The sequence below is a fragment of the Aquidulcibacter paucihalophilus genome (assembly GCF_002105465.1).
Classification (GTDB): Bacteria; Pseudomonadota; Alphaproteobacteria; order Caulobacterales; family Aquidulcibacteraceae; genus Aquidulcibacter; species Aquidulcibacter paucihalophilus.
The window spans coordinates 174,919-200,258 of the sequence record NZ_NCSQ01000174.1; the positions used below are offsets into that span (position 1 = coordinate 174,919).

A 25,340-nucleotide genomic window follows, 5' to 3' on the forward strand; every position below is an offset into this window, starting at 1 on the left:
GTGCATCCAATCGCCCGGCGTTAATCTTTGTTAACCAATCTTAGCTTAGACTTAACAAAGTGAATCAAAACGAGTGGATGCGTACAGAAAGTGCCATTAGACTTGTCAGCCTTTTTAGCCCAATGGGGGCGTGATGTCGTCACCGCGGGCGGAGCCGCGGCCGTGGCCGGCTATTTGGCGTATCGCTATGGCAAGCAAAGGCGTGTTCCCATTTCGAGCCCCCGTGCCAGTGCCGCCATTGCTGCTTCTGGCTCGGTCGCCTTGGTTTGGCCCGATCATGATGATGGCGAAGGCTGGGGCGAACCCGAGGAGGAGGCCGACGCCTCAACGCGGTCAACGCTCCTCAAACGCTTGGATCTAAAGGCACAAAGCCCAACCGAAGAACCCAGTACCTTTGATATCCTAGAAGCTTTGGTTGCAGCCTCCGCTGAGCTTGGCACCCGCCTTACGCAATTGCGTCAGCGCGGAGAAGCTTTCACCTTATCGGTTTTGGGACTTGAAGTTATGGGCAAGCCCCACGGCGCGAAGGCCATTGTCTGGTTGACCCCCGGTGCGGCTGCAGGCGATCTTGCTGGGGCTGGACAGGCAAGTTTCCCGGCTTGGCGAACCGATAGCCAAGGTGCTCTTTTATGGGCCAATACGTCGTATTTGAAGGCCGTTGAAGCGGTCGATCTCGAAGATGCACGCGCCCGGGATTGCGCGCTTGATCAAAAGGCGCGTGATGATGCCGCTCAAGCGGCCAAGGGCCAAGCCTCAACCCATACCAGAGCGGTTACCATTGATGGCAAGCGTCGCATGTTGCGGATCAGTCTTTTTCCTGCCGACGACGGTGCGTCGGGCATTGCATTTGACGTTACAGAAGAGATTGAGGTGCGCGACACCTTGGCCCGCGAAGCCAAAGCGCACGAGGAAACCTTAAACCACCTTACCGACGCGGTTGCTGTTTTTGACTCCAGTCGACGCTTAACAACGCACAATAGCGCCTTCTCCAATTTGTGGGGCCTTGAGGATGCGTGGTTGAATGATGGCCCAACCCATGGCGAATGGCTGGACCGGTTGCGCCAGTCTGCCAAGATTGCAGCGACGCGCGATTTTGCCGCCTGGAAAGCGAAGGAGCTGTCGCATTACCAGGAACCCGGCCTGATTCCTGATGAGACGTGGACCATGCCTGATGGTCGTATTCTGCGCGTGGCCCGCCAGCGCCAGCCTTCAGGTGGTCTGTTGATCCTGTTTGAGGACATCTCCGATAAGATGGGTCTGCAAGCCCGGTTCAAAACATTGATCGAGGTACAGCGCGCCACCTTGGACAAGCTTGGCGAAGGCGTGGCGGTGTTCACGGCTGACGGGCGGCTCTCCTTGGCCAATAGTGCCTTCGCCCGCATGTGGGGCCTCGACCAAAGTTTCTTAGACGCACTGCCCGAATTTGATTTGGTTGCAGAGCGTGCAATTTTGGTCCATCGCGACGCCGTGTTTTGGAGTGAATTAAAGGCCCGGATTTCTGATCCCTCACCTCGTTCACGACAAGAGAAACAGGGTGAATTTGTGTGCGCCGATGGCACCAGCCTGACTTGGCTAACCCGCCCCCTGCCCGATGGTGCAACGCTGGCGGCCTTTGCTGACGTGACTGCTGCGCGCGAAGTGGAAACTGCTCTGCGCGACAAGGCCGCGGCTTTCCAAGATGCCGACCGCCTAAAAACCGAGTTTGTGCGTAATGTGAGTTATCAATTGCGTACACCGCTTACGACGATTGGGGGCTATGCCGAACTCTTGGCAGCAGGTGTTGGCGGCACGTTAACTGAAGCCCAGTCAGATTATCTGAACTCAATCAGCATTGCGTCCAGCCAACTCGAAAAGCTGATCGAGAATATTCTCGACCTCGCCATGATTGATGCCGGACAAATGTCGCTAGACTTGGGCGACGTCAATCTGGCCGAAACCCTAGAAGTTACGGCAGAGATCGCGCGGACCAATTCCGTCAACGACCAAGTGCGGATTGTGGTTGAGTGTGACGAAAGCGCCGGGATCATTCGGGCAGATAAAGCGCGCATCCGGCAGATTTTGTTCAATCTGGTATCCAATGCGCTGCGCTTTACGGGCAAAGGCGACACCATCACGATTGGTGCTCGTCGCTTTGACGATACGGTTCGGCTTTGGGTCAGCGATACTGGGCCGGGCATAGATATGGCGCGGCAAGCTTCTGCTTTTGAAGGCTTTGCCGATGGCGACCGGCGGGCTGGCGTCAGTCTCGCTTTGGTGAAGCGCTTTGTTGAACTACACGGCGGCTGGGTGTCTCTGGCCTCCCCCAATGCCAAAGGGGTTACCGTGTCTTGCTATCTCCCCGCAAAAGCTACCCATTTGCATGCCGCACCCGAACTCGATCTTGTGAGTTGAATTGGACCTTAGGCACGCGCCAAGGCGGGGCTTTCATCTGGATGATTGGCTATGGCCCCCGCGAGAGCCGCCTCAATCCCTTTCGCCAAGGATTCAGGCGTGACAGGCTTTGCAATATGGACGTCGCACCCGGCCTGTAAGGCCTGTTCGACATGCTCTTTCATGGCGTTCGCGCTGAGCATGGCAATGGGCGTGCGGGGGCGGTTGGCGGTCAATTCAAAAGCCCGGATCGCCTGTGTGGCCTTCAAGCCATCCATTTCGGGCATCTGCATATCCATCAAAACGACATCAAACTTATCAGCTTGGAAAGCTTCCAAGGCCTTCACGCCATTCTCCACGACGGTAAGGTCCACACCATAGGGCTGTAGGATCATGGCCACAACGCGTTGATTGGTTGGATGATCCTCGGCCAGTAGAATGCGCAAGAGGCGCTCTGCCGCGCCCGAGGTCGCCACATTTTGCTTCGGCACTTCAGGCTGCATCGCGCGCAGGATGTCAAATGCATCAAGTGGCATAGACCGTTTCAGCGGCAGCCTGACGGTAAAGGTTGAGCCTTCGTTCGGAATCGACACGACACTGATAGAGCCGTCCATCATCTCTGACAGGGCCTTACAGATGGACAAGCCAAGACCTGTGCCACCAAATTGGCGGGTGATTGATCCGTCGGCTTGTTCAAAGCGATTGAACAAGCGGGCGCGGGCTTCTTTATCAAACCCGATACCCGTGTCGGAAACCTTGACGACTAAGGTCGCCACCTCTCCGTCGACTTCGGGTTCGATCACATCGACCTGAACCGTAACCTGGCCCTCTTTGGTGAACTTAACCGCATTAGAGGCTAGGTTCGAAACGATCTGGCGAATGCGGACGACATCCCCTTTGAAAAGCCCGCGCGCGGTTTCCCCAAAACTCAAGCCGAATTTAAGGAATTTCTCCGTCGCGGCTGTCTGCATCAAATGCACAGCCGCCTCGATCGCCTCGACAAGATCGAACGTGTCGACCTGAAGGGTAAGCTTGCCTGCTTCGATCTTGGACACGTCAAGGATATCGGTCAAAAAGCGCTCAAGCGTCTGGCCCGACTGACGGATGAGGCTAACCATTTCGAACTGCTCATCGCTAAGTGGGGTCCGGCTCAAAGCCCCGGCCAAACCAATGACCCCATTGAGAGGCGTACGAATTTCATGGCTCATATTGGCGAGGAATATGCTTTTGGCCTTGCTGGCAGATTCCGCCGCAGCCCGGGCTTGGCGGATTGCCGCCTCAGACCGACTGTTTCGAAGCACATAAGCTAATTGATGGGTTATTAGACGCCAATTGATCGGCTTGACGACAAAGGAGGTCGCGCCAGCGGCAAAGGCCAAATCAATTGCCTCCATATCGTCGCGCCCGGTAATGACAACAACCGGCAGACCCATCAAACGCGGATCGCGGCCCATGGCTTCCATCAGCTCAAAGCCATTCATATTCGGCATGTCGAGATCGACGAGCGCCACGTCAAAGTCACCTTTACGCAAAGCTTCCAGCGCAATCAGCCCATCCTCTGCAACACTTACCTCGATACTGGGGCTAGCGAGGTGGGAGACGGCAAATTCACGCAGGATGGGATCGTCGTCCACAACCAAGACCCGTGCAAAGTCTGTTCGGACGAAATGATCAATGCTTGCGGCGGGCGAACTCATATGGGCACCCAGTCCAGAAGGCCGGTCTCAAAGGCCGTACCCGCAAGTCCAACAGGGCAACGCAGCCGGGCCGGCACGCGCAAGCTGCTTGGCTGCATGCGTCGCCCAGTTTGTAGCATTTGGAGAGGCGTGAAGCTCTGCACCATTGCGTTTATGAATCCCATACCGACCAAATTGCCCACGTTTTTGGGTAAAATGTCGCAGAAACTCCTTAACTTTAGGTCAAGCAAACGGGGGCTTTTTTAAACAAGTCCTTAGCATCAGTCAGAAAATCTAGAGTAGTGAGGTCTTCCAGTCCCAAAAAAGGCGAAGGAGTTAGCTGCGCGCGCCAAATACTGGGTTATTTTCGCCTAACTGGCGAATATCAGACTGTATTTGAATGAAAAATTTTACGTTACCGATAAGGAAGCGATTTCCTCTCGCAATTGCCCAATGCCGAGGTTTTCATGCGAAGAAATTGGGATAACCTCAGGATGTGCAGCGGGACGCTTCTTGAGGGCCTCTTTTGTGGCAGCAAGCACCGCGTCCAGCTCCCCCTTCTTCAATTTGTCGACCTTTGTCAGGATGATTTGATACGACAAGGCAGAACTATCCAGCATGCGCATCACGTCCAGATCATTTGGCTTTAACCCATGGCGGCTGTCGACCAGAACAAAGGCCCGCTTCAAAGTGGCGCGGCCACGCAAGAAGTCACGCGTTGCTTCGTTCCAGCGCGCGATCTCTGCCTTTGATGCCACTGCATGGCCATAGCCGGGTAGATCAACAATCCGAATACGCTCAACTTCATCTTTGCCGGCGATGGCAAAGAAGATCAGTTCGCGGGTGCGCCCGGGTTCTGACGAGGCCCGGGCGAGACCTTTGCGCCCGACCAAAGCATTTACCAAGCTGGACTTGCCGACGTTGGACCGACCTGCAAAGCAGACTTCAGGTGCCCCCATGGGCGGCAAGTCTGACATCGTCTTGGCGGCCCACAGAAAGCGCGGCTCCAAGCGAAACAAGCGTTCCCCCGGCGGGAGGTCACGCATCGGAGCCATTGGTTCAGACATAATCAGGCAGACTTTTTCTTGCCGAGTTTTGCAAAGAACTCGTCAATTGGGTTAGACGTACCTGACCGCTTCGAGATCACATATTGCTGCACAATCGTCAGCAGGTTTGACCAAGTGTAATAGATCACGAGGCCCGAACCAAAGCCCGCGAATACGAAGACGAAGATCCACGGCATGAGCGCAAAAATTTGTGCCTGCAGCGGGTCGGTCGCAGTAGGCTGCATCTTCTGCAACAACCAGAACGAGACACCGTACAGGATCGGCCAAGCACCAATCGCCAAGAAGGTGCCAATAATGGGGATTGCCGTCGGGTCATAGGGTAGCAGACCGAAGAGATTGAAGATCGTGGTTGGATCTTTGGCCGACAGGTCAGAAATCCAGCCGTAGAAGGGTGCATGACGCAATTCGAGCGAAATCGAGAGAACCTTAAACAAGGCAAAGAAGATCGGCATTTGGAGCAAAGCTGGAATACAGCCAGCGACGGGATTAATCTTCTCCGTCTGATAAAGCTTCATCGTCTCTTGCTGCTGGCGCTGCACATCGGCGGCAAAGCGTTCTTTGATCTCCGCCATTTTGGGGGCGAGATCGCGCAGTTTCGCAAAGCTCTTATAGCTGGAATACACTAGGGGGAAGGTCACGACCTTGATCACGACGGTGACCATCAGAATGGCAATGCCGATATTGTTGCCGATCAAGCCATTGAAGAACATCAGCATGGCGTAGAATGGCTTGGTCAGGAACCAAAACATCCCCCAGTCGACGGCATCTTGAAAGCGCTGCAGCCCGAGTTCTTGGCCAAGAGTGCGCAATTCCGACACGCGCTTTGAGCCGGCATAGAGGTGCTGTGTTGTGGTCAAGCTTTGGCCCGCACCCAAGGCAACCGGTGCGGCAATGAAGCTGGCTTCAAACACTTCCTCATTCGGCAATTGGGTAACTTTATAGGCTCCGTCTACCTTGGTCTTTTGATCGGGAATCAGGGCGGAAAGCCAATATTTATCGGTGATGCCGAGCCAGCCACCGGTGCTGGCTTGTTGCAGAGCCTCGCCCTTCTCCAGCTTTTGGTAGCTCATCAATTTCAGCTTGCCATCAAATACGCCAACCATGCCCTCGTGGTTGATCCCATTAGGTGGCTCTTTTGGCTTTGCGTGGCGACGTATCGCGCCATAAGGCTGCAACGTCACGGGTGCCGCACCGGCATTCACAACGGTGTCTGTGACCGTGAACAGATAATTCTTATCCACTTTCACGACACGCTTAAACGTCAGACCTTGACCATTGTTATAGGTCAGGGTGATGGGTGTCGTTGGCGTGAGCTTTTCGCCCGGAGTGGCCTGCCAGACCGTGTTGGGCCCTGGTAAAGCGCCGGCGCTGCCATCGGGCGCTGTAAAGCCAAAGAAAGCGTAATATCCATCGGCCGTGCCTTGCGGATGCAACAACGTCACCGCTTTGGAATCTTTCTTGATGGTTTCATCATAGCGCTTCAGCACCAAATCATCGAACCGGCCACCCAAAGTCGAGACCGTCCCGCTGACCGCATCCGCATCAATGCCAATACGTTGGCTCAAACCCAGCGCATCGGGACGGCTGACGGGTTGTCCTGCTGCTGCTGCTGCTTGCACAGGCGTGACAGCTGGTTGCGCCGCAGCAGATTTTTGTGCGGCGGCTTGGGCTTCCTGCTTCTGCGCCATCTCTGCCATACGCGCCTTCTCGCGCGGCATCTCATAAAAATATTGGAAGCCAAGCAAGATCGCTAAAGACAAGCCGATCGCGATTGCGAGGTTCTTGGTATCAGGCGCTGAGGGTGGCGGAGACAGTGGAGACGGGGACATTGGGGTCCTTGCTATCAGCTTCTAAGATGTGGCTGTGGCGGATGTAACAGGCGGAGAGGCAGGTTTTGCGGACAGCCTTAAGAACAGGGTGGTCAAGTCGTCAAGCAAGGCGGGCCATTCCACTGTCACAGTTGCAGTACGCGCGACTGCTACATAGTCAAATCCCGGGCGACCATGAAGAGGCAATAGCTGTAACATCGCTGCGCGCAAACGGCGGCGGGCCCGATTGCGGCTGACCGCATTGCCAACTTTCTTTGAAGCCGTCAGACCATACCGGATGAGGCCTTTGGACTGCGCGGCTGCATCGGAAGCCTGACGGACCTGCAATAACACAAATCGCCCAGCGGCCTTACGACCCTGAGCGACATGCAAAAACTGACGACGAATGGTCAGCCGATCAATCGTAGGAGGCGGACTATCGGACATAAGACTGCCCAGGCCGCCGGAACCTTTAAGCGCTCAGACGCTTACGGCCTTTGGCGCGACGACGGGCCAAAACCAGACGGCCGCCCTTGGTTGCCATACGGGCGCGGAAACCATGGCGACGAGCGCGGACGAGGTTAGATGGTTGAAACGTGCGTTTCACGACAGTTACTCCTGGCGGACAACCGCCTTGATCGAGAAGAAAATTGAACGCGCGCTGTTACAGAGCGCTTGGCTAAGAGTCAATCTCTGCGCGCAGGCCGAGACTGGGTTTGGCGAGCTAGAACTGCTTTCTGAAACTCAACTCCACGGAACGACCACGCGGTGCCAACAAGGCCTTTTGATAGGCCTCAGGTGTATTGCCGGCAGAGTCGCGGACAATCTGGGCCGAGTCTGTTAGATTATCGACCCGGAGAATGAGGCGTGATCCCTTCAAGAAAGGTGCCTTTTTGACCCATTGCGGCCGCGCTTCAAAGTTCAAGAAGCCGCGTAGGTTGAAGGTGAGCTGATCGTCGAAATAGAGGTCTGTCGCACCTGGGACGCCGCTTGCGCTCGCGATGATTTTGCTTTCACCGCGCCATTCGCCAAAGGCCCGGAAGCCGATCCCCATATAGGACCATCCACCATTGAATTCGACCGTATGACGGCGCGATCCACCGCCATCGTCGACAGCCGCCCCGTCAAGCAGATCAAGCTTAGGCAGATTGGGGGCCAGAATGATGGAATCTTCCAGCTTGATGGAATGGAAAATCGAAATGCTCCAGCGGCCTGCTTGACCACCGGGTCCGCCGCCAAAGCCGCCGCCGCCAAAACCGCCGAAGAAGACGCCAGGCGGGGGACCGCCGCGTCCACCCCCGAAACCACCAAAGCCTCCCGGGCCACTCGCAGAAGGTGTTGACGATGGCGCAGAAGCGGTGCGCTGACCTGCTTGTTGATTGGGTCGATTAGGGGCTGCGGCAGGCACTTGCCCGTCGCCAGATTGCGGCCGGTTCGGGCTTGTGCTGGCGGCACCGCCTTGCAAAGGTGTTGTCGAGCTTGCGGGCGCCGGTGGCCTTTGCCCACCGCCAAAACCGATCGGGGGACCACCTGCGCCACGCCCAATCTGGGGACCAAACCCTTTCGAGAAGGAAAATCCGTAACGCAAAATCGTGCTGTCGGCAGAGTCGTAATTGATGGGCCGTTGGTCAATTCCAGTTAGAACGCCCGCACTGTTGCGCTCAAACCGCCGGGGATAGGCCGCCTCAAGCGCCGGGGTCAGCAGAGGGAAGGAAGCGATTGTGTCTTCGCTGGTATTGACAGCATAGCTCAGCGTCAGATCGAGGCCTTCAAACTTGGCGGGCGAATAATTGACGCTGAAGGTGGTATCGGCTCGACTTTCGGCTTTGAGGGCCGAGTTTCCGCCACTGGTACGGTTTACCAATACGGTTTGGCCACTTTGGAAATCAAACACGGCAGAGCTTGGCGTGACGAGAACAGGATTGCCCAATTGCTGGATGCTGGGTGCCGCCTCAGAGGCATCATAAGCAACAGACAGGCGCACAGTGCTAAGCGGGGACCAATTCACCCCGAGCCCTCCACCTTGCAGGCCGCCAAAATCCGACAAATCGGTATAGAAGCCATTCACACTCAAGCTCAGATCGCCAAAACTCTCGCCGAAGCCAGAGCGGCGGCTGGTGATCGGAATAGAGAGATTTCCGCGCCCGGTAACGTCACCGCGGCTGAGATTGGTGAAGGTGGTTAGGCCATTACGCACCGATTCTGACTCGAGCTGGCGATCTTGATAGCCAATGCGGAACGACCCACGGATTGGGCCGGCTGGCACATCAATCATTGGGCCAGTGGTGTTGTAAATAACCTCATAAACGGTCGCGGTGGAATTGGCCGTTTGCGCGGCTGCCAAAGGCGAAACGGTTCTGGTGTCCGACTTGGTTTGATCGGCAGAGCCTGTGGCCGTCCACTGCCAGCCATCTGTTGTGCCATTGACGGTCACGGCAGCGCGCGACGTGTCAATCTGCGAATTGCGCTGAATGAATGCATTGGCAACGGGCAGCCCTGTTGGGCTTACCGCGAGACCCAAACGACTTTGACTTTCATTGGAATCAAAACGGAGGTCAAATGTCGCCCCCATCGACTTGCCAAAATTGCGATTATAGCTGATCCCGAGTTCAGCTGCCTGTGTTTCGGGCACTAAAGTCCGGAAAGCCGTGCTCGTCGGCGATGCAGCGCGACGGACACCACGATCGGCCTCCGTAACGCCATTCTGACTGGACACTTCGCTATTGATTGACAGACGGCCCTTAGCCCCGATGCTCAAAAGACCCAGTTCAACCTCACCGCGGGATTGCTCGCCCTCTGCGGCGGTGCCAGCGGTGAGCTCTGTGGTAATCGCGCGAAAATTATCTTTCAGAATGAAGTTGATAACCCGCTGATCTGCCGAATAGCCATATTGCAGGGCCGTAGCTTCCGGGAAGATCTCCACCCGCAAAATGGCTTCTGAGGCAAGGCCTTGGACATCGCGGAAACTACCGATCCTTCGACCATTCAGCAGAATAACGGGCGGGCCACTGCCGCGCCCGCGACCAGAACCAGCACGCGGACCCAAAGCCGCCAAGACTTCAGCAATGTTTGATGCACCAAGCGCGGTGATTTCAACTGGGTCCAAGGTCGTTTCAGGCACAGCATCGCCGGGGACAGAGTTTGGGCCGCGCTGGGCACGCACCACGATTTCCTCAACCGGTTGCTCATCTTCGGTCACCGGCTGATCCACCGGCTGCGAGGTAACGGGCACCGCGGTTGCATTTGCAGGCTGAACCGTCGCGACCTGGGCCAGGGAGGGCGTTGCTAATGCCAAAGGCAAAAGCGCAGCTGCGCTGCTTAAGAGTGCCAATCGAATGGACATCGGGGGGAGACCTATACTTCTTGTTAGACGGCCCAAGGCCAGCCAGTTGGATTTTTGCTTAACGCGTTGAACGTGCCTATACGTTTATTCCGTCGCATAAGATGATGACAAAGTTGTTATAGCTGACATATCGCCCTTTTGGGGACCAAATCACCCAAAGTGCAGCCCTGACTCGGTCTTCATATAGGGCTGCAATCTCGAGCTGAAAGATGATGGGCAGATTCAACCGACAGATTCTATTGATAGAGGGCCCGATCGGTGCCGGAAAAACCAGCTTGGCCATGCGCGTGGCGCATGATCTTGAAGCTAAAGGAAAAGAAGCACGCGCCTATCTCGAATTTGACCCGGATCATCCAATCCGTACCGAACAGGTGGATCGATTGTCCGGCCATGAACCAGAACCCAAAGCCTATGGGCTTGAGCCGTGGGCGCGCCTCGCGGCACATGGTATCGTTCATCGTGGGATCACACTTTTAGATGCAACCCTGATCCAAAACACCTTGCTACCCGCCTTTGCCGCTGGCCTGCCCGACACACATATCCGACAGCTTGCGTCCACACGCTTGACCGCCTTGGCTAAGGTCAAACCGTTGATCGTCTATCTGCATGTAGACGATATGGCCGCTCACCTCAAAAGCCTATATGAGTTGAGCAGGCCGGATTGGTCGGCCCAGAATTTGGCTTGGATTGCCGGCACCGAATGGGCGAGGGTCAGGCGACAAACCGGCATGACGGCCTTGATTGGCTTTCATGAAGCTTGGCAGAGCTGGGTGGAGGCTTGGCTGGCTGAACAGGGGGAAGCAAGCTTGGTTCTCCCCGCCCTCAGCGCCGAGAACGCTATCTTAAGCCAACTTGTTTTGAATCATGCAGCTAAAGCCAGCTAAATGAAGCTGTTTTTCCACTTCTCCTGACGAGAAACGTTGACGAAGCGGTCGCTCTCTTCCATGTCACACAGACATTTTCTGGGGATGAGCATGGCAGGTCCACAAGCACACGATAAGCGGCCATTGTCGCCACACCTGCAAGTCTGGCGTTGGCACGTGACGATGGCGACATCGATTTTCCACCGGGCATCTGGGGTCGCTCTCTATTTGGGCGCTATGGTCCTAACAGCTTGGGTTGTGGCATTGGCAAGCGGCCCAGCGGCCTACACAGACTTCATGTCATTTTTGATGAACCCACTATGTTTAGTGATCCTGTTCGGGATTACGGCCGCCGCCTGTTATCACTTGGCAAACGGCATACGTCACCTAGCTTGGGACGCTGGCAAAGGGTTTGACCCCAAGGTTTCAACCGCGACCGGATGGGCCACCATCATTGCTGGCGCTGTTGGGGCTGTTTTGGTTTTTGCGCTTGCATTTTTGGCTTAGGGGGAGACGATGAACCACTCTTTACGTACGCCGCTATCGCGCGCTCGTGGTCTTGGATCCGCCAAGCATGGCGTCGGCCACTTTATCCAGCAGCGCGCAACCGCGATTTTCTTGGCCGTCCTGCTGCCTTGGTTCGCCTTGTCAGTGCTTTTGGGCACCGATGGTAGCTATGACAGTGTGGTGGGCTGGCTGAAGCACCCATTGAACGCTGCGGGGACTGCTCTCCTAGTCCTCACTGGACTGTTCCATATGCGTCTTGGCATGCAAGTGGTAATCGAAGACTATATCACGGGCGCTGTTGCCCGCACTGTATCTTTGCTCGCCAACACAGCCATCCCCGCTATCTTAGCTGTTATCGCGATCCTTTCGGTCGCCAAAGTATTCGTTGGAGCTTAAGCCCATGACGGCCGACTATCAGTGGAATGACCATACTTTCGATGTCGTTGTTGTAGGTGCGGGTGGTTCTGGTTTGCGCGCCGCTCTGGGTGCTGCACAAGCCGGTTTGAAGACCGCCTGTATCTCGAAGGTCTTCCCAACCCGCTCACACACCGTTGCGGCGCAAGGTGGTATCTCGGCGGCTCTTGGCAATATGGGCGAAGATGATTGGCGTTGGCACATGTTTGACACCGTCAAGGGGTCGGATTGGCTGGGCGACCAGGATTCGATTGAATATCTAACGCGCAATGCTCCCGCCGCCGTTTATGAGCTGGAGCATTGGGGTGTGCCCTTCTCGCGCACGGAAGACGGCAAGATTTATCAGCGCGCCTTTGGTGGCATGACCCGCAATTATGGGGAAGCACCCGTCCAACGCACCTGTGCTGCGGCGGACCGCACCGGCCACGCCATCTTGCACACCCTCTATGGCAACTCCCTGAAATATGACGTCGAATTCTTCATTGAGTATTTCGCCCTTGATCTGATCATGGATGAAACCGGCGCGTGTATCGGTGTTACAGCGTGGGAATTGGCGACCGGCAAGCTGCACCGTTTCCGCGCGCAGCGCACCGTTCTGGCCACGGGCGGCTATGGCCGGGCCTATTTCAGCTGCACCAGCGCCCACACCTGCACCGGTGACGGCAATGCGATGGTTCTTCGGGCGGGTCTGCCCTTGCAAGACATGGAATTTGTGCAATTCCACCCAACCGGCATTTATGGCGCAGGCTGCTTGATCACCGAAGGGGCACGAGGCGAAGGTGGGTATCTGACCAATTCAGAAGGCGAACGCTTCATGGAGCGCTATGCCCCAACGGTGAAGGACCTAGCCCCACGTGACATGGTCTCGCGCGCGATGACAATGGAAATCCGTGAAGGCCGCGGCGTGGGCCCTGGCAAGGACCATATCCACCTACATCTCGACCATTTGGACCCTGCTATTCTGGCCCAGCGCCTGCCCGGCATCTCGGAAAGCGCCAAGGTGTTTGCGGGCGTAGACGTCACGAAGGAGCCGATCCCGGTTCTGCCGACCGTGCACTATAATATGGGCGGCATCCCAACCAATTATCATGGCGAAGTGCTGACCAAGGTTGGTGGGGACCCAGATCAGGTTGTACCAGGCCTGATGGCCGTCGGCGAAGCAGCCTGTGTGTCTGTACATGGGGCAAACCGTTTAGGCTCTAACTCACTGATCGACTTGGTGGTGTTTGGCCGTGCTGTTGGCCTGCGCTGTGGCGAGACGGTTCAGTCTGGGGCCCGTCAGCCCGAAATCACCAATGCCATGACGGATAGCCATTTGGCGCGTCTTGATCGCTTCCGCCAGGCCAAGGGCGGCACGCCCACTGCGGCTCTGCGCCTGCAAATGCAAAAGGTGATGCAGAACCATTGCGCCGTTTACCGCGAAGGCCAAACCTTGGACGAAGGCTGTAAGGAGATGGACAAGGTCTTCTCTGGCGCACCTGACATTGCCATCACCGACCGCTCCATGATCTGGAACTCAGACCTCGCTGAAGCTATGGAATTCGACAATTTGTTGAGCCAAGCCATGGTGACCATGTATGGTGCTGCCAACCGGACCGAAAGCCGGGGTGCCCATGCGCGCGAAGACTATGCCGATCGCGACGACGTCAATTGGATGAAGCACACATTGACCTGGTATGATGAGGCCACCGGCTCGGTCAAAATCGACTATCGTCCGGTGCACATGAACACCATGAGCAACGACGTCGCGACGATTCCACCAAAGCTGCGGGTTTATTGAGATAGTTTTGGGAAGCGTTGATGCAGACCAAATGGATGAAGCGATTAGCTTTTTCCGTGGCTGTCGTGCTGACCTTGATTGTGGTTTTCTGCGTTTTTGCCGTGTGGTACATCTGGCAGAGGCCGCCGCCGGTGGCAAGCGGCACGGAACCGAAGGAGGCGCGTTATCTTTCAGTAGAAGGCGTTGGCCGCGTCGCCTATTGGAAGATCAACGCCACAGCACCTTATAAGGCCTCGACTCCCATTCTGTACCTCGAGGGAGGACCAGGCATTGGCATTTCAAAGGAAAAAATTAGTAGCTTATCAAAGCTGTTTCCTGATTTTGATATCTATTTTCTGGACCAGATTGGCGTTGGGGCTTCGGATCGGCTGGCACAAAGGCAATTAACTCTCGAAAACAGCATCAAGTCCATTCAGAAATTTTCAAAAGATATCATTCGACAGCCAGTAATTCTCTTCGGTGGGAGTTGGGGGGCGGGCATTGCGACCAGAGTCGCTATTGCTCACCCAGAAATCGTTCAGGGCTTAGTACTTGTTTCGCCAATCTCGCTGCCCGAAACGTGTGGGGCGGCACAATCGCCGATTACGAAGGATTGTCTTCGGTATAGAATTCCCAAGTTCGAGCTTTCGCTTGAGCCACAGCCTTTAACTCGCTTAGAACCAGGACCACACGCGCCCTCCGTACAAGTTAGCCGCCCGCTACCAGACTTTGTCCCCACAGGCCGGGCGACGGCCCCGATTGATCGTCTGTGGCTCGCATATATGATCGCGCCAATATCGCCATGGCTCTCGGAGAAAATAATCCCGCTTTCGGAACGAAAGCAGTGGGAAATAGACGGACAAAGTTATGAAGTGAACTTAGTGCTTAAGCGTCAGCATGTGCAGGCACCAATTGTCGCTTCCAATGCAAATGAAACTTTGCCCGTCCTATTGCTGCGTGGTGAGTATGATTTTGTGCCCTTAAGGGAGGTTGGGGGATATCAGTTATTGTTACCAAATTCTCGCTTCATTGAGTTTAAAAAGGAAACGCACGACTTAAACTTGGAGAGCTGCGCCGTCCTCTTGGAACTAAGGCGCTTCTTGGCGAAGCACGCAGGGAGTAAAGAGCCAGCGTCATGCGTCAATCGATTGGTTCCTGTACACAACGTTCCTGATGCCTACACAATGCAAACTAGGTTGAAGCTTGATTGATTAGCACCATCCCTACCCCCGCTCATCCTTGGGAAAGTGAGTTTCTACGCGTTCGTCGTTGCCCGCAGACCAATTGCGCCGCCCAAGACCATGACAACGAACAAATATTGGACTGCGCTTAGCTTCTCGCCAAACGCGAAGACCCCAATGGCCGCTGCAGCTACAATGCCAACACCAGCCCAAATGGCATAGACGATACCGACTGGGAGTGCCTTCATGGCCGGAGCTAAGAACCAGAAGCACGAAGAATAGCAAAAGATCGACAACGCACCCCAGTGCCACTTTTCAAAGCCATTGGATAATTTGAGCAAGAAGGTGCCTGTCACTTCAAGCGCAATCGCACAGGCTAAAAATATCCACGCATTCATGTTTCAATCTCCTGGGCCTTTTGACTGGTTTGGATAATCTCTTCAAGGAAGGCGACATGTTCACGAAACGCCAGCCTTCCCGACGCAGTTAGAGCGACCCAAGTTCGCGTTCGGCGGCCAATGATCTCCTTTGAAATCGAGATGAGACCAGCTTTCTCAAGCGTTACTAAGTGAGAACCCAGGTTACCGTCTGTGGCACCACTGATCGCTTTCAAGGTTGCGAAATCTAATGGCTCTGGATCGCTGTCAAGCGCAGCCATAATCCTGAGCCGATGTTGCTGATGTATGATTTCGTGACACTGTTTCATGGTCGACGTATCGAGACACCACCAAGTATAAGCGCAACGCCGCCGCCAAGCGCCAAAGCCAAGTAAAGCCATTGGGGCACCAGCCACCACCCCACACATGCCGAGATCAGCACCAGTGCAGCGAGCACCCAAAAGCGCTTGCCTGACCAAATTCCAAGGATTGCGTAAGCTGCCGATAATGCCAATCCGAATATCATGGCTGCCGTTGGCTGGGTCGCCTTGGTGACCACCAAGACAAGACATATGCACAAAACGGCCACCACCCAAGTAGCCAAAGCGCGGAAGTCCTCAGGCTTTGGCGGTCTAGTGAATGTCCAGGCGAAGGCCCCAAGCCAGCCGACTATCCAAACATAAGGTGCTGCAGCTGGGAAAATCGACTGCGCACCAAAGCCAAGAAGCCAAACGACCCCCCAAGCAGAGATAATGGAGCCCATGCCACGGTAATTCCGAAGCTCAGACGTCTTCCGACGTGCAATCGCCACGTCGTTCAAAATTTCAAGCGCTTTTTTCTTGTCCATGATTACTCTGTACCACAGAGTTAACTCTGCACAACAGAGCATCACATCAAATTGATCTCCGTTTACGGAAGATAATCTGGAGCCACAGCATCCCCCTACCCCCGCTCATCCTTGGGCGAGCCCATCACGATATAGCTGGTGATGGTGGCAACTTGGGGCAGGGCCCCGAGGACTTCGGTATGGAAATGCTTATACGCAGGTAGATCGGTTGTCTCGACCCGCAACAAATACTCAACAGTGCCGGTTATATTGTGGCATTCGCGAACCTGAGGTGCGCGTTTGATTGCTGCTTCAAAATCAGCCTGTTCTTGCTTGGTATGGCGGGATAGACCCACCGTCACATAAGCCAAAAAACCAATCCCAAGGGCGGCGGCATTGAGTTGGGCGCGATAGCCTTGAATGACATCTCGTCTCTCTAGCTCTTGCACGCGCCTAAGACAGGCCGAGGGTGATAAACCCACCTTACCTGCAAGGTCGACATTGCTGATGCGTCCGTCATGAGACAGGACGTGCAATATTCTTCGGTCAATCTCATCTAGATTCATCATAGCATGCGCATTTTTATCCATAGACGATGAAATTGCAAGAACATACGACCAATGATCGTATAAAATTGCGCCATGATGACCCAAGAACTCTTCCTCGGCCTATGTGGCTTTGCCCTCGTCTCTTCGATTACGCCGGGGCCGAACAATCTGATGCTCATGGCGTCGGGTATCAATTTCGGCTTTGCCCGCACTTTGCCCCATATGCTGGGTGTGTCGATTGGCTTTGTGGTGATGACAATTTTGGTTGGGCTCGGTTTGGCGCAAATCTTTGTGCGCTTTCCAATTGCCTACACGGTCCTAAAGGTGGGCTCGGTGGTCTATCTCATTTATCTGGCGTGGAAGATTGCGACCGCCTCCCCCCCAGAATCGAGCGCTAATTCGACTGCAAAGCCATTCAGTTTTTTACAGGCCTGCCTCTTCCAATGGGTCAATCCCAAAGCTTGGACGATGGCGCTCATGTCTGTGACTGCCTATGTGCCGGCCGATCATCCAATTTTGGGTCTCGTCATCGTCGCCAGTGTCTTTGGCGTGATTAACTTGCCGACGGTTGGCCTATGGGCCTTCATGGGTGTGCAGATGCGCCAATTCCTGCAGGATCCTGTAAAGCTGCGGACTTTCAACCTCATCGCAGCCCTTACCCTGCTTGCCTCACTCTATCCGGTTGTGACCCATGATCTTTTGTCTCATCCGGCCCTCGCGACGCCTTAAGGCCTAAGCAGCCGGCAACTCGAGTACAAAGCGCGCACCACTGCGGTCCTCGCGATTTTCCGCCCAAATCGCCCCGCCATGGCTCTCGGCAATTTGGCGCGCGATGGCGAGCCCAAGACCCGAATGCTTACCGAAGGCGGCTTGGCCCTCCTCGCCCGCACTGGTTGGACGGTGCGTATAGAAGCGGTTAAAGATGCTTTGCAGAGATTCTTCTGGAATACCTGGGCCTTCATCCTCGACCACAATCCGGATGGTCTTATCGTCGCGCGCACCAACCAAACTGACCTGGCCGTCGGTGGGCGAGAAGGACAGCGCATTGTCCAATAGATTGGTGAGGATGCGCGAGATCGCCTCCTCCCGCCCACTCACGATCAAGCGGTCGGTTTCATCGGGATAGCGGACAACAATTTCAACTTCGCGGGAATGGCCAATCGAACCATAGGCACGCGACAAATCATCCATCATTTCAGCCATGGAGAACTTTTGCTGGCTGGCGCGGGCAAGTTCGGCATCCAAGCGAGAGGCGTTGGCGATATCGGTGACCAAGCGGTCTACCCGGCGCGCATCATTAAGAATGATGGATTCAAGCTTCGCTTTGCTATCGGGTGTGGTGGCCCGAGGCAGGAGTTCAGCCGCATTGCGGATCGCGGCCAAGGGATTTTTAATCTCGTGAGCGACGTCAGCCGCAAAGCTTTCGTTCGCGTCAATGCGGTCTTGCAAGGTCGCAGTCATGGCAGCCAAAGCGTCGGCCAAATCGCCAATTTCATCCGGGCGTCGGCGCAGGGCATCTGCATCCAAGGCCTGTGCGCGCCCTCTTCGCACATTATCCGCAGCCGCAGCTAAGCGCCGTAACGGCACAGCGATAGACCACGCCAACATACTGGCCGAAATCGCAGTCACCAAAATGGCTGAAAAGATAAAGGGGTAAAGGGCCCGCCGCTCTGCCTCCACAATCTCACTCACATCGCCGCTTTCCAGCGTCAGGACCCCGACGACAGCGCGAATACGTTGAATGGGCACCGTGACAGATACCACGCGGCGACCCTCTTCATCAAAGCGCTCACTTTGAACGACATTGCCTTGCAGCGCGGTAGAGACCTCACGGATCAAGGCCTTCTTCGGGTCGTCGCTTGCCCCTTGGATAAAGACCCGAACGTTAGAGACGGCCTTGCCGGCTGCCTCGCCAATATCCGGGGCTGCAGGTCCCAGCGGTGGCAATTCGCGTACATTGACGATATCGTCCAAGATGGTGCTATCGGCGATGGGACGCAGATCGCGGCTAAACAAACGCAGGCGAGCCCCCGGCTCTCGCGATAGGCGCCTCAAAATTGCGCGGGCGCGGCCTTCATCCAAAACCGGTACCGCGTCGGCAGGAATTGCGGCCTCAGCCAGAACGCTCGCAATCGTTGAGCCTTGCGCCCGTAGGGCATCCATACGCGCCTTGGTAAGGCCGGATCGTAACTCGTTAAACAAGAGCGAGCCAAGCACCAGAATGACGATGCCGGCGAAGTTTGCAATAAAAATAATGCCTGCGATACCGCCACGGCGGCGCTGCCTTCGGGTTTTGCCAAAGGGTTCGATAGGCTTCTTTTTAGGATTCTTTGTAGCGATAGCCGACCCCATAAAGCGTCTCGATGGCGTCAAACTCGCCATCAACTTCACGGAATTTCTTGCGCACACGCTTCACGTGGCTGTCAATGGTACGGTCATCAACATAAACGCTGTCGTCATAGGCCGCATCCATCAATTGATCTCGGCTTTTGACAAAGCCAGGACGATGGGCAAGCGCTTGCAGCAAGAGGAATTCGGTCACCGTCAGGCGGACGGGCTTACCCTTCCAATAAGAAGCATGGCGATTTGGATCCATGGTGAGAGAACCACGTGTAACGACTTTCTTGTCGCCATCTGCCGGGGATACATCCTCATCGACCGCATCAATCGGACGCGAGCGACGGAGAACCGCTTTCACCCGCTCTGACAAAAGCCGGGTGGAAAATGGCTTACGAATGAAATCATCTGCCCCCACAGAAAAGCCAATGACCTCGTCAATCTCATCATCCTTCGAGGTCAAGAAAATCACAGGCACGTCTGAGCTTTCCCGCACACGACGCAATAATTCAACCCCGTCCATACGAGGCATTTTGATATCCAAGATCGCGATGTCTGGCGGGTCTGAGATCAAGGCAGGTAAAGCCGTGGCCCCATCGGGATACGTGCGCACGTCATAACCTTCGCTCTGGAATAGGATTTCCAGGGAAGCACGGATGTTTTCGTCGTCATCGACCAGAGCTATTGTCGTCATAGGCCTACTTATAAGGCGGTTTGTGGCCGCATGTTACCCCTCACAAGGCAAGATTATGGCGAATAAAGTGTTTATGAGACGCTAAGCTGGGGAAAAAACAGGCTAACCGGCCTTGGCACGCGCTTCGGTCTCCAGCATTTCATCCAAATAAGCCATGGCCAGATCGGTCAATTCAAACTGAGGCTCTGCCCAGAAATCTTCAACGCCACTTGGAATTGCGGCATCCAGAACAGTATGAATCTCACTTTCATCATCATTCCACAGGATGGAGACATCGGCCAAGCGCGCGGCCTCGCGCCCAAGGCTTTGTGTAATGACGGGATCATCCATGCGCTTGGCACTGACCCGCAACAAGGTCAGCCCACCTCCAATATCCTCAGAGATATCCGCATATGACAAAATGGCATTGAGGAGCGTGCCCGAAGGTGGGGCAACCACAACAGCAACAGGTGCTACCTTTTGCTTGGCTGGGCGGCGGCGGGATTTGGGGTAAGGAAGGATAGTCATTTTCGGGCCTCACTGTGTGTGTGAGTTGGTTATGCACCCCTCTTACGACAAAATCGGGCGTAGATTTTGACCACAATGAGTCTGCAATGAGTCCACCGAGCAAGTCGGTGATGTCGAGGCGGATTCAGGTGCCGTTTACCATTGTTAGCGCCGCCCGAGTCCTATATGCGGTCCGTCATTCAGCCGACGAAAGTTTCACTGCCCATGACCAGCCATGCAGATCTTGCAAATGCCATTCGCTTCTTGTCGATGGACGCCGTTCAGGCAGCCAACTCGGGGCACCCCGGCATGCCGATGGGCATGGCAGATGTCGCGACAGTTCTGTTCACCAAGTTTCTGAAATTCGACGCCAAAGCCCCTGATTGGCAAGATCGCGACCGCTTCGTCTTGTCGGCTGGCCATGGTTCGATGCTGATTTACTCGCTGCTCCATCTGACAGGCTACGAAGCGATGACGATGGATCAGTTGAAGCGCTTTCGCCAGATTGGCGCTTTGACCGCTGGTCACCCCGAATATGGCCATGTGCCGGGTGTAGAAACCACCACGGGTCCCTTAGGCCAAGGCATTTCCACCGCCGTTGGTATTGCGATGGCCGAAGCCCATTTGCGGGCGACTTTGGGTGCCGATGTCTGCGACCACCGCACTTGGGTTATCGCTTCAGACGGCGACTTGATGGAGGGCATCAGCCATGAGGCGATTTCCTTGGCGGGCCATCTGCGCCTCAATCGCCTCATTGTTCTGTGGGACGATAATGAGATCTCGATCGATGGGGCTTTGTCCGTCGCCGAAACTGGCGACCAGCTTCAGCGATTTGAGGCTGCTGGTTGGCAAACAAGCCGGGTAGATGGTCATGATCCTGTGGCATTGGAAGCAGCTATGGCGGCGGCCCTCACGTCGGACCGGCCGGTTCTGATCGCCTGCCGCACCCAAATCGGCTTCGGCTCGCCGAATTTGGCTGGAACTGCCAAAACCCATGGGTCCCCCCTGGGGGCTGCCGAAATTGAAGCCACCCGCGCAGCACTCAACTGGCCCCACGCGCCGTTCGTGGTGCCAGAGGAGATTGTTGCTGCATGGCGCGCTGCCGGTAGCCGTGGGGCGAAGGCCCATGCCGATTGGCAAGCGCGGATTGCAAAACGGTCTGATCAAGGCGCGGTCAAAGACCTTTTGGACTCCAAGATCGATGCGTCCAAATTGCGTGCCGTGATTGAGGCGCATTGCGCAAGCATGGCGGAGAAAGCCCCATCTCTCGCGACGCGGGAAAGCTCTGGGGCGGCCTTGGAGGTTTTGGTTCCAGCCTTTGATCTGTTGATGGGCGGCTCAGCTGACTTGACGGGTTCGGTAAATACCAAAGTGGCGGGTATGAAGGGCTTTGGGGCTAATGCCTATCAGGAACGCTACGTGCATTACGGTGTTCGCGAGCATGGCATGGCCGCAGCTATGAACGGTATGGCCTTGCACGGCGGCGTGGTTCCTTATTCGGGCACCTTTTTGGTATTTGCCGATTATCTGCGCCCTGCCCTACGCCTCGGTGCGTTGATGGAAGTCCGCGCCATACACGTTCTCACGCACGACAGTATTGGTCTGGGTGAAGATGGCCCAACCCATCAGCCAGTCGAGACCTTGGCATCGCTGCGCGCGATACCGAACGTAAATGTTTTCCGCCCGTGTGACCCAATTGAAGTCGCTGAATGTTGGGAGCTGGCGCTGCTTGCGCCCAAAACTCAATCGGTTCTGTCTTTGACCCGCCAAAAGCTCGGCTTTCAGCGGAAGGATGGTTCGCCAACAAACCGCTGTGCCCAAGGTGCCTATGTGTTGTCGCCGTCTAGCCTGCCCGAGAAGGCGGTCTTGATTGCAACGGGGTCTGAAGTTGAAATTGCCATGAAGGCCCAAGCCAAATTGGCCGAAGCCGGTATTGGCGTCCGGGTCGTCTCTGCCCCTTGCTTGGAGCTGTTTGAAGCCCAATCCGCCGCTTATCAAAGCGAAGTCTTGGGGGGCGATTTGCCCAAGATCGCCATTGAAGCAGCTGTCCGTTTCGGCTGGGACCGTTGGATTGGCCCGACGGGTACCTTTATCGGCATGAAGGGCTTTGGTGCATCTGGCCCCTATCAGGCGCTTTACGCCCATTTCGGCATTACCAGCGAAGCTGTTTGTGCAGCCGTTGAGGCACTTGGCTGAACTTGACCGGGCCACGCGTCTCGATCCTAATCATTGCCTATAAGAGCCGGGCGCATTTACCGCGTCTGTTTGACTGTCTTGATGCGCAAACCTTCCGCGACTTTGAGACAATCCTGATCGATAATGCCTCGCCCAAGGGGGCAGAGCCCGACGCGGCAACCCAGGCGCGGGCCACGCAATTTGTCGCCAATGCCACCAATATCGGTTTTGCAGCGGCAAACAACCAAGCGTCGAGGCTTGCCAAGGGACCGTGGATCATCTGCCTCAATCCAGACGCATTCCCAGAACCCAACTGGCTTGAAGCCTTGATGGCGGCAACCCAGCGCTATCCAGATGTGACGGCCTTTGGTTCCACCCAGATTTTGGACGAGGACCCGAGCCAACTCGATGGCGCCGGCGATGTCTATCATGCGTTCGGCATTCCCTTTCGTGGCGGCTATCGCAAGCCATGGCCGAGTGATCTGGCCGACGGACAGGCTTTCAGCCCCTGTGCCGCTGCTTCGATGTGGCGGGCAGATGTGTTTGACTTCTTAGGCGGCTATGAAGAAAGCTATTTCTGCTATTGCGAAGATGTCGACCTCGGGTTTCGGCATCGCTTGGCAGGCGGAGAAGTCGTACAATTAGCCGACGCACAAGTCCGACATCTGGGCTCGGCTTCCAGCGGGCGACTGTCGGACTTCGCCGTCTATCATGGCACGCGCAACCGACTTTGGACCTTCATCCGAAATATGCCAGGCGCGCTATTCTGGTTGTTGTTGCTGCCGCATCTTGCAGCGACGCTTCTTTTGTGGGCCCATACCGCTTGGCGCGGGGCAGGCCCTGCTTATGGCCGCGGACTTGCCGATGGTCTGAAAGGCTGGCACCAAGCGTGGCAAGCCCGAGGTGCCATACAAGCCAAACGCAAGGCCAGCTTATCGGGCCTGATGCGCCAATTTGCCTGGTCGCCCCTTAGCCTGTTGAAGCGCGCGATTGTGTTGCGTCAGATCACTCGACCGTAACCGATTTTGCAAGGTTACGCGGCTGGTCCACATCGGTGCCTTTAGCCACCGCCACATGATAGGCCAACAAGTGGATCAAGGGTGAATAGACAATCGGGGCCACGAATGGATCGGCCTTTGGCGCTTCAATCGTATGGCGCGCGACATCGCCAGATTCCTCAATCCCCAATGCGTCCGAGAATAAGGTCACCCGGCCTTTTCGGGCGGCAATCTCCTGAACGTTGGAGATCGTCTTCTCAAACAAATGGTCATGCGGGGCGATGGCGAATACGGGCGTGACTTCATCGATCAAGGCGATGGGCCCATGTTTCAACTCACCTGAGGCATAGCCTTCGGCATGGATATAACTAATTTCTTTAAGCTTCAGCGCGGCTTCTAAAGCAATCGGATAAGCCATGCCACGGCCAATATAGAGGATGGAGCGGGCGTGGCTGGCTTCTTCTGCCGCCGCAGCAATCGTGGTCTCAACCTTCAAGGCTTCGCGGATCAAGCGCGGGGTTTCCATCAAAAGATGCGCCAAACGGCGCTCCTCTTCCCGATCAATCTTCTTGCGCGCCAAGGCAGCAGCGACCGAAATTGCCGCCAATGCGGACAATTGGGCGACGAAGGCTTTGGTGGACGCCACGCCGATTTCAGGGCCGGCCAAGGTTGGCAGCACGGCATCAGCTTCGCGCGCGATGGAGCTTTCCGGCACATTGACGACAGCAATCGTCTTCCAGCCCTTGCGTTTGCACAAGCGCAAGGCCTCTAGCGTGTCGGCGGTTTCACCCGATTGAGAAATGAACACAGCGGCCGCGCGGCCCGCCGCGACAGGCTCGCGATAGCGGAATTCAGAGGCAATATCGGTCTCGCACGACAGCTCTGCCACTTGCTCAAACCAATATTCCCCGACGCGACCAGCCAAATAGGCTGTCCCACAGCCAATGATCCACAATTGGTCGATCTGGGCGAAATCAACGCCAAAGTCTGGCAGCGTGACGCGCTCTTCGAGTGGATCTACATAATGGCCGATGGTGCGGGCAGCCGCATCAGGTTCCTCGTGGATTTCCTTTTGCATATAGTGGCGATAATTGCCTTTTTCGACCGCTGCAGCACTGGCGGCGACCGACTTGATCGGACGCGCAACCGGATTGCGCGCCACGTCATAAACCGCATGGCTGGTCCGGCTTAGGACCACCAGATCGCCCTCTTCGAGATAAATGACACGATTGGTGAAGGGGGCAACGGCTATACCGTCTGAGCCCAAATACATCTCGCCGTCGCCAACACCCACAACCAAGGGGCTGCCTTGGCGGGCACCAACCAATAAATCCTCTTCGCCGGTGAATAAGCAGGCGATCGCAAAAGCACCACGGACCCGCTTGAGGGCCTCAATCACGGCGTCCTTTGGGCTGGCCCCTAAATCCAAGGCGCGCGACACCAATTGGGTGATAACCTCAGTATCGGTTTCAGAATCAAACGTGCGGCCTTCCGCTTCAAGTTCTGCCCGCAGGGTTCGGAAGTTTTCGATAATGCCATTATGCACCACCGCGACGCGGTTGGTTGCATGGGGGTGGGCGTTTCGTTCCGACGGCGCACCATGTGTAGCCCAGCGGGTGTGACCTATGCCGATGAGGCCAGGTAAAGGCGCGGTAACCAATACGTCTTCCAGATTCTTGATCTTGCCTTGCGCGCGACGACGTTCAATCTTGCCATCTACCAAGGTAGCGATGCCCGCAGAATCATAACCGCGATATTCCAGCCGCTTTAGTGATTCAATGAGACGCGAAGTCACCGCCTCTTTACCCAAGATTCCAATAATGCCGCACATTTAAAAAGCGCCTTTCAAGTCTTGCAAGACTGAGTACATGTGCCGTGTTGATAGAAAGCTTCCGTCAGAGGCGCCACCCC

Annotated in this window: 23 protein-coding genes; 9 read left to right on the forward strand and 14 right to left on the reverse strand. The window is 55.7% G+C overall.

Going from position 1 to position 25,340, the window contains the following annotated elements; genetic code table 11:
* Window positions 1–90: 90 nt before the first annotated feature.
* Window positions 91–2,391 (forward strand): sensor histidine kinase, encoded by a 2,301-nt coding sequence (locus B7364_RS17355; protein WP_085341302.1) that lies wholly within the window; start codon window positions 91–93, stop codon window positions 2,389–2,391.
* 8 nt (window positions 2,392–2,399) lie between these two features.
* Here the strand turns inward: B7364_RS17355 and B7364_RS17360 are convergent, their stop codons facing one another.
* From B7364_RS17360 to B7364_RS17385, 6 genes are all read right to left on the reverse strand, one after another.
* Window positions 2,400–4,067, reverse strand: coding sequence for a hybrid sensor histidine kinase/response regulator (locus tag B7364_RS17360; RefSeq protein WP_085341303.1), 1,668 nt, complete (start codon window positions 4,065–4,067; stop codon window positions 2,400–2,402).
* Window positions 4,068–4,456: 389 nt separating this feature from the next.
* Complete coding sequence (gene yihA, locus B7364_RS17365; RefSeq protein ID WP_408606361.1) at window positions 4,457–5,065, reverse strand: ribosome biogenesis GTP-binding protein YihA/YsxC; 609 nt, start codon at window positions 5,063–5,065, stop codon at window positions 4,457–4,459.
* Window positions 5,066–5,115: 50 nt separating this feature from the next.
* Entirely contained in the window at window positions 5,116–6,942 is a 1,827-nt protein-coding gene (yidC, locus tag B7364_RS17370; RefSeq protein ID WP_085341304.1) for a membrane protein insertase YidC, read from the reverse strand.
* A gap of 21 nt (window positions 6,943–6,963) precedes the next feature.
* Window positions 6,964–7,368, reverse strand: coding sequence for a ribonuclease P protein component (rnpA, locus tag B7364_RS17375; protein WP_085341305.1), 405 nt, complete (start codon window positions 7,366–7,368; stop codon window positions 6,964–6,966).
* A 25-nt stretch (window positions 7,369–7,393) separates the two neighbouring features.
* On the reverse strand, window positions 7,394–7,528 hold the full coding sequence (rpmH, locus tag B7364_RS17380) for a 50S ribosomal protein L34 (protein ID WP_085341306.1): 135 nt from the start codon (window positions 7,526–7,528) through the stop codon (window positions 7,394–7,396).
* A gap of 117 nt (window positions 7,529–7,645) precedes the next feature.
* A complete protein-coding gene (locus B7364_RS17385) occupies window positions 7,646–10,264 on the reverse strand; it encodes a TonB-dependent receptor (RefSeq protein ID WP_085341307.1) in 2,619 nt (872 codons plus the stop codon).
* A gap of 209 nt (window positions 10,265–10,473) precedes the next feature.
* On the opposite strand from B7364_RS17385, the gene B7364_RS17390 reads away from it, so the two are divergent.
* From B7364_RS17390 to B7364_RS17410, 5 genes are all read left to right on the forward strand, one after another.
* Window positions 10,474–11,148, forward strand: coding sequence for a hypothetical protein (locus B7364_RS17390; protein WP_085341308.1), 675 nt, complete (start codon window positions 10,474–10,476; stop codon window positions 11,146–11,148).
* A 90-nt stretch (window positions 11,149–11,238) separates the two neighbouring features.
* Window positions 11,239–11,634: a succinate dehydrogenase, cytochrome b556 subunit gene (gene sdhC / locus B7364_RS17395; RefSeq protein ID WP_085341377.1), complete on the forward strand. Its 396-nt coding sequence runs from the start codon at window positions 11,239–11,241 to the stop codon at window positions 11,632–11,634.
* Window positions 11,635–11,643: 9 nt separating this feature from the next.
* Window positions 11,644–12,030: a succinate dehydrogenase, hydrophobic membrane anchor protein gene (gene sdhD / locus B7364_RS17400; protein ID WP_085341309.1), complete on the forward strand. Its 387-nt coding sequence runs from the start codon at window positions 11,644–11,646 to the stop codon at window positions 12,028–12,030.
* A gap of 4 nt (window positions 12,031–12,034) precedes the next feature.
* The gene (sdhA, locus tag B7364_RS17405) at window positions 12,035–13,828 is read left to right on the forward strand and encodes a succinate dehydrogenase flavoprotein subunit (protein WP_085341310.1); all 1,794 of its coding nucleotides are present in this window, start codon (window positions 12,035–12,037) and stop codon (window positions 13,826–13,828) included.
* Window positions 13,829–13,848: 20 nt separating this feature from the next.
* Window positions 13,849–15,018: an alpha/beta fold hydrolase gene (locus tag B7364_RS17410; RefSeq protein WP_085341311.1), complete on the forward strand. Its 1,170-nt coding sequence runs from the start codon at window positions 13,849–13,851 to the stop codon at window positions 15,016–15,018.
* 44 nt (window positions 15,019–15,062) lie between these two features.
* Here B7364_RS17410 and B7364_RS17415 read toward each other — a convergent pair whose 3' ends face one another.
* The 4 genes from B7364_RS17415 to B7364_RS17430 form a co-directional block, all read right to left on the reverse strand.
* A complete protein-coding gene (locus B7364_RS17415) occupies window positions 15,063–15,386 on the reverse strand; it encodes a DMT family transporter (protein WP_085341312.1) in 324 nt (107 codons plus the stop codon).
* Entirely contained in the window at window positions 15,383–15,646 is a 264-nt protein-coding gene (locus B7364_RS17420) for a transcriptional regulator (protein ID WP_232780944.1), read from the reverse strand. Before B7364_RS17420 ends, B7364_RS17415 begins: the two co-directional genes overlap by 4 nt.
* A gap of 44 nt (window positions 15,647–15,690) precedes the next feature.
* Window positions 15,691–16,212: a hypothetical protein gene (locus B7364_RS17425; protein WP_085341314.1), complete on the reverse strand. Its 522-nt coding sequence runs from the start codon at window positions 16,210–16,212 to the stop codon at window positions 15,691–15,693.
* Window positions 16,213–16,307: 95 nt separating this feature from the next.
* Complete coding sequence (locus B7364_RS17430; RefSeq protein WP_085341378.1) at window positions 16,308–16,760, reverse strand: Lrp/AsnC family transcriptional regulator; 453 nt, start codon at window positions 16,758–16,760, stop codon at window positions 16,308–16,310.
* 72 nt (window positions 16,761–16,832) lie between these two features.
* Between B7364_RS17430 and B7364_RS17435 the strand changes: the two genes are divergently transcribed.
* The gene (locus B7364_RS17435) at window positions 16,833–17,468 is read left to right on the forward strand and encodes a LysE family translocator (RefSeq protein WP_198534311.1); all 636 of its coding nucleotides are present in this window, start codon (window positions 16,833–16,835) and stop codon (window positions 17,466–17,468) included.
* 3 nt (window positions 17,469–17,471) lie between these two features.
* Here B7364_RS17435 and B7364_RS17440 read toward each other — a convergent pair whose 3' ends face one another.
* The 3 genes from B7364_RS17440 to B7364_RS17450 form a co-directional block, all read right to left on the reverse strand.
* Window positions 17,472–19,091 carry a sensor histidine kinase gene (locus B7364_RS17440; RefSeq protein WP_198534312.1) on the reverse strand — a complete coding sequence of 540 codons (1,620 nt, stop codon included), beginning with the start codon at window positions 19,089–19,091 and terminating at the stop codon, window positions 17,472–17,474.
* Window positions 19,060–19,770: a response regulator transcription factor gene (locus B7364_RS17445; RefSeq protein ID WP_085341316.1), complete on the reverse strand. Its 711-nt coding sequence runs from the start codon at window positions 19,768–19,770 to the stop codon at window positions 19,060–19,062. Before B7364_RS17445 ends, B7364_RS17440 begins: the two co-directional genes overlap by 32 nt.
* A gap of 102 nt (window positions 19,771–19,872) precedes the next feature.
* Window positions 19,873–20,277, reverse strand: a complete 405-nt coding sequence (locus tag B7364_RS17450) for a hypothetical protein (protein ID WP_085341317.1) — start codon at window positions 20,275–20,277, stop codon at window positions 19,873–19,875.
* A 204-nt stretch (window positions 20,278–20,481) separates the two neighbouring features.
* Between B7364_RS17450 and tkt the strand changes: the two genes are divergently transcribed.
* Both tkt and B7364_RS17460 read left to right on the forward strand, forming a co-directional pair.
* The gene (tkt, locus tag B7364_RS17455; RefSeq protein ID WP_106407682.1) at window positions 20,482–22,452 is read left to right on the forward strand and encodes a transketolase; all 1,971 of its coding nucleotides are present in this window, start codon (window positions 20,482–20,484) and stop codon (window positions 22,450–22,452) included.
* Window positions 22,453–22,454: 2 nt separating this feature from the next.
* Entirely contained in the window at window positions 22,455–23,450 is a 996-nt protein-coding gene (locus B7364_RS17460) for a glycosyltransferase family 2 protein (RefSeq protein ID WP_157893784.1), read from the forward strand.
* Here the strand turns inward: B7364_RS17460 and glmS are convergent.
* Complete coding sequence (gene glmS / locus B7364_RS17465) at window positions 23,437–25,260, reverse strand: glutamine--fructose-6-phosphate transaminase (isomerizing) (RefSeq protein ID WP_085341320.1); 1,824 nt, start codon at window positions 25,258–25,260, stop codon at window positions 23,437–23,439. The genes B7364_RS17460 and glmS overlap by 14 nt on opposite strands.
* Between the last annotated feature and the right edge of the window lie 80 nt (window positions 25,261–25,340).

Bases quoted from the DNA above. Each gene is read 5' to 3' on its own strand.
- B7364_RS17440 (WP_198534312.1), bottom strand. From the start codon at position 19,091: ATGGGGTCGGCTATCGCTACAAAGAATCCTAAAAAGAAGCCTATCGAA.
- B7364_RS17445 (WP_085341316.1), bottom strand. From the start codon at position 19,770: ATGACGACAATAGCTCTGGTCGATGACGACGAAAACATCCGTGCTTCC.
- sdhC (WP_085341377.1), top strand. From the start codon at position 11,239: ATGGCAGGTCCACAAGCACACGATAAGCGGCCATTGTCGCCACACCTG.
- glmS (WP_085341320.1), bottom strand. From the start codon at position 25,260: ATGTGCGGCATTATTGGAATCTTGGGTAAAGAGGCGGTGACTTCGCGT.
- B7364_RS17425 (WP_085341314.1), bottom strand. From the start codon at position 16,212: ATGGACAAGAAAAAAGCGCTTGAAATTTTGAACGACGTGGCGATTGCA.
- yidC (WP_085341304.1), bottom strand. From the start codon at position 6,942: ATGTCCCCGTCTCCACTGTCTCCGCCACCCTCAGCGCCTGATACCAAG.
- rnpA (WP_085341305.1), bottom strand. From the start codon at position 7,368: ATGTCCGATAGTCCGCCTCCTACGATTGATCGGCTGACCATTCGTCGT.
- B7364_RS17430 (WP_085341378.1), bottom strand. From the start codon at position 16,760: ATGATGAATCTAGATGAGATTGACCGAAGAATATTGCACGTCCTGTCT.
- B7364_RS17385 (WP_085341307.1), bottom strand. From the start codon at position 10,264: ATGTCCATTCGATTGGCACTCTTAAGCAGCGCAGCTGCGCTTTTGCCT.
- B7364_RS17390 (WP_085341308.1), top strand. From the start codon at position 10,474: ATGATGGGCAGATTCAACCGACAGATTCTATTGATAGAGGGCCCGATC.
- B7364_RS17450 (WP_085341317.1), bottom strand. From the start codon at position 20,277: ATGACTATCCTTCCTTACCCCAAATCCCGCCGCCGCCCAGCCAAGCAA.
- B7364_RS17420 (WP_232780944.1), bottom strand. From the start codon at position 15,646: ATGGCTGCGCTTGACAGCGATCCAGAGCCATTAGATTTCGCAACCTTG.
- sdhD (WP_085341309.1), top strand. From the start codon at position 11,644: ATGAACCACTCTTTACGTACGCCGCTATCGCGCGCTCGTGGTCTTGGA.
- B7364_RS17410 (WP_085341311.1), top strand. From the start codon at position 13,849: ATGCAGACCAAATGGATGAAGCGATTAGCTTTTTCCGTGGCTGTCGTG.
- tkt (WP_106407682.1), top strand. From the start codon at position 20,482: ATGACCAGCCATGCAGATCTTGCAAATGCCATTCGCTTCTTGTCGATG.
- sdhA (WP_085341310.1), top strand. From the start codon at position 12,035: ATGACGGCCGACTATCAGTGGAATGACCATACTTTCGATGTCGTTGTT.
- B7364_RS17415 (WP_085341312.1), bottom strand. From the start codon at position 15,386: ATGAATGCGTGGATATTTTTAGCCTGTGCGATTGCGCTTGAAGTGACA.
- B7364_RS17435 (WP_198534311.1), top strand. From the start codon at position 16,833: ATGATGACCCAAGAACTCTTCCTCGGCCTATGTGGCTTTGCCCTCGTC.
- B7364_RS17360 (WP_085341303.1), bottom strand. From the start codon at position 4,067: ATGAGTTCGCCCGCCGCAAGCATTGATCATTTCGTCCGAACAGACTTT.